This window comes from Enterococcus sp. S53 (assembly GCF_016516865.1).
GTDB lineage: Bacteria > Bacillota > Bacilli > Lactobacillales > Enterococcaceae > Enterococcus_D > Enterococcus_D innesii.
This window is the reverse complement of the sequence record NZ_JACVUH010000035.1, coordinates 1-4,408: the sequence shown is the minus strand read 5'-3', so window position 1 is coordinate 4,408 and position 4,408 is coordinate 1. Positions and strand designations below refer to the sequence as shown.

At 40.6% G+C, this 4,408-nt stretch carries 1 protein-coding gene; it reads left to right on the top strand.

The window, feature by feature from the left end:
• Positions 1-4,408, top strand: a 4,408-nt coding sequence (locus tag IAE45_RS18300) for a phage tail tape measure protein (RefSeq protein ID WP_200127796.1), incomplete at both ends; no start/stop codon positions are given.

Genomic DNA, 4,408 nt, shown 5'->3' with positions numbered 1-4,408 from the left:
AACACAGATTATCAAAGCACAAGAAAACCAAGTGTCCGCCCTCAAGAAAGCGTATGATGGTTCATTTGTTGACGGAAAAGCAACAGATTCCACTAAGCGGCTAGCTAATCAGTTACAAGATGCTAACGGTAAATTGGCAAACTACAAACTGCAGTTGCAAAATACCGCAGGAGCGATTGCTGACTATCAAATCAGAAACGAAGGTTTAACTGGTTCCATCAATAAAGCAAGCGATGTACTAATAACCAATGGTAAAAGATTAGGTGAATTAGGGTCTAGCTTGACCAAAAGCTTAACCGTTCCTATAGTTGCTGGCGTTACTGCAGTGACTGCAGCTGCTATTAGTTGGGAATCAGCATTTGCTGGTGTAAAGAAAACCTCAGACGAAGTGGTAGATAGCAATGGCAATGTTGTTTATTCATATGATGACCTTGAAGCGAGTTTAAGAAATCTTGCAAATGAACTACCGTCAACTCATAGTGAAATAGCTGCTGTTGCCGAAGCGGCAGGGCAATTAGGAATTCAAACGGAAAATGTTTCTGCATTTACCAAAGTAATGATTGATTTGGGCGAGTCAACAAACATGAGCGCTGAAACAGCTGCTACTGAGTTGGCTCGTTTTGCTAATATTACTCAAATGTCACAAGACAAGTTTAGTAACCTCGGATCAGCATTAGTAGATTTAGGTAATAACTTTGCAACAACAGAATCCGAAATATCCGCAATGTCCCTGCGTCTTGCTGGTGCCGGAGCGCAGATTGGGATGTCCGAAGGGGAAATATTAGGTTTTGCGGCCGCTTTAAGTTCTGTTGGTGTAGAAGCAGAAGCTGGCGGATCAGCATTTTCTAAAGTAATGATCAATATGCAGCTAGCTGTAGAGAAAGGAACAGGCGCTTTTGATGAACTAAAAGCACACGCCGACGATCAAGGTGTATCGTGGGAACGACTCGTTTCTGCCGTTCGAAACGGTGGGAAAGAACTAACAGATGTTTCCAAAGAAATGGGATTTACATCTGCAGAACTTAAAAAGATGTATAAAGAAGCTGACAATTCGAAAACTAGTTTGGAACAGTTTGCTGATGTTGCCGGAATGACAGGTGACAAATTTGCTGAAATGTTCAAATCTAATCCATCTGAAGCAATTATGAAATTTGTTGAAGGCCTAGGGAAAGCAGAAGAAAAAGGAACGTCTGCAATTAGCGTTTTGGACGAGATGGGAATAACCGAAGTCAGACTAAGAGATAGTTTACTTCGTGCAGCTAATGCTAGTGGCGTTTTCGCTGGTGCGGTGGAAATGGGAAACAAAGCTTTCGGAGAAAACACCGCTCTTGCTGAAGAAGCTGGCAAGCGTTACGAAACAACGGAATCCAAACTAAAAATGCTTAGGAATGAGGCAGTGAACGCTGCTATTGATTTGGGTGGTCCTTTTGTTGACGCACTAAGAGCTGGTTTAGAATCTAGCAAGCCTCTGGTAGAGCAGCTCGGAAATCTTGCAACTGCCTTTAGCGAGGCTGACCCTAAAACCCAACAGATGATTGTTAAATTGCTGGCGGCAACAGCTGCAGCAGGTCCATTGCTATCAATAACTGGTAAGTTGAGTGGTGGCATTGGAAGTCTCGGGAAATCATTCATTGATTTGAGTGCAAGCATGGCTAAGAAAAAAGCTATTGATGAGGTGAAAAAATCATTTATCGATGGGGATATTTCTGCCAATGACTTTCTAAAAACTCTATCTGGTGGATCAGGTACAATGACGAAGTTCGGTGCGGCAGCTAGTGGCGCTGCAGGATCTGGAGGCATAGGAGCCATGTCAGCTGCGCTCGGTCCATTAGGTCCGCTTATTCTTGGTATCGTTGGTGTTGGTGGTGCTCTTGCAGTTGGATATGGTGCATGGAAATTATTCGGGGAAGAAGCTTGGAACTCTAGTCAACGTGTCCAACGTTGGGGAGAAGATGTGACGCAAGCTACAGATACTACGCTATCAGCTGTACAGGATCACACAAACAAAGCATCAGGAACATTTAATCTTATGGCGCAAGGTTTTGATACTGATACCGCATCAATGGTGAGTAACTTCCAATTAATAGGATCAACTATCGAGAATGACCTTACGAAAAAACTAGAAGCTTACAAAACAGCAGTTGATTTATTACCTACTGAACTTCAGGAAAAAGCTAGTCAGATACTTGATGAAAAAGCTGATGAAACCCAGAAAGTAATGGAACTTGTTAAAGACAATAATGAGGAAATCCTACGAATCAAACAGCAGTACGTTGATAAAGATGGCGAGATTACAATCCAAGGCGCTAAAATGGTTCAAGACCTTATGACCCAAAGTGCAAAAGAGTATCTTAACATAGCGATCACTGATGCGGATGCTCGTAGAGAAGTAATGTCTGCCTTGACAGGTGATGTTGAAACAGCAACTGCGGAACAAGCTGAAGCATGGATAAAATCATTAGCACAACAAAGGCAACAAACCAAAGCCAGCTACACTGAAGATATTAATGACTATAGGAGTAAATTAGAGAAAACTGGTCAATTAAATAAAGAAGAAATCAACATGCTGGTCGGTCTTTATGAAGACGCCCGCGAAACGTCAACGGATGCATTGGATGCCCAAATGGCATTGCTAGTACAAAAATATCCTGAACTAGCAGAAAAGATATCGTTGGCCAACGGTCAAATGATTGATCAAACCGCTGGCACTACAGAAGCGTTCATTGCTGAGAATCAAAAGATATTAGAAAACTCAGCAAATCTATCTGCTAAATTATCGGAGAACGCTAAGAAAAACGCGAAATCCTTAGCATGGACTGCAGATCAAACTACAAAAGCTGGTAAAATTTGGAATGATTTAGAACTCTTGGATAAAGATGGAAACGTTAAAACTAATGCGACTGAAATAGTTACAGAAGCTACTAAAGATATCCAAACATGGAATGATATGAAAGTTTTAGTTCATGATGCAAACTTAGATTCCAACGCTAAAAAAGTTATTGGAGAAGCTGCTATTGCCAATGGGTATTGGGATGGAATGGCTTGGAGTGACAAAGAGGCTGTGTTGCAAGATGAATTTTCTATCACGATGTACAAAGCGCTCGACGAATCCGGTAAATGGGATGAGTTGTCATTAGAAGCAAAGACAGCTTTTCTTTATTCAAACACCCCTGAGGTAATGGCTGAAACGATGCTGAAACTTGGTTTGTGGGATGATTATCAGCCAGAAATCAAAGATTTAGATGCTAAGAACTACAACTTCTTAAATACGATTAAAGACTCTGAGGAAAAAATGAAAAACTGGGATGAAATTCCCGATACTACCAAAGAACTTTATGCTGATAACTACGATTTGTTGACCAAAATTTATGCATCTGATGAGATGTACGGTCGATTCAAGGAGCTACCGGATTCTGAAAAGAAATTTTTCGGAGAAAATGGAGACTTATTACTTAAGATTCTTAATTCTGAAACATCTTGGAAAGTCTGGCAAGAACTTCCTGACTCTCAAAAGAATATTTTGCTTAATAACGAAGATTTGATGACAAAGGTTTTTGCTTCTGAAGAATCCTTGAACGCTTGGAAAGAGTTGCCTGATCCCGTCAAACATATGCTAGGTAATAACGAGGACATTCTGGCGAAAGTCCAAGATGGAACGATTTCTGTTGAGGATTACAATAAAAATGTCTTGCCTGCTTTGAAAAAACTCTTTGGAGATAATAGCGATATTATTCAAAAACTTATTCAAGGAGAAAATAGTTTAAATACTTATGATAGAAATAATCCAGCAAAGAAAATTTTGAATGGTGATTCTTCCTCTACTCAGCAAGCTGCCAAAAGCGGAGGCACATCATTAAATCAATTTGCTAAGAACAATCCTAAAGAAAAGTATTTGAATGCATTCGACAAAGCGACATTACCAGCTAAACAAGCGTTACAATCTGTTCGAGATTTTGCTGCTCAACGAAATTACGAAGTCACATTAACTACTCGTAGAGTCAATATCAATGAAAGAATAAATGTAGTCAGTAATGGTAGAAGCACTGGGCAATACGCTACGTACGCAGCGAAAGGGACTAATTTCCACAAAGGCGGAGATATGATCGTAAATGATCAATCAGGACCATTATACAAAGAGTTGGTTCAGTTCCCTGGTCAGGCTCCATTTATACCTCAAGGTCGGAATGTGTATATTCCCAATGCTCCTGCAGGAACGAAAGTTGCTCGAGCTAGTATCACCAAATCGATCATGCGGCGCTTGGGTATTCCGAAGTATGCTGACGGCGTGGGTATTCCGGAAGATTCTTCTCTAGTTAGAAATCTAAGGAACCTAACTCCTTCAACCGAATCAAGTTCAATTAATGTCCGTACACAGGATTACTCTCAACAACTCGAAATACTCATAGAA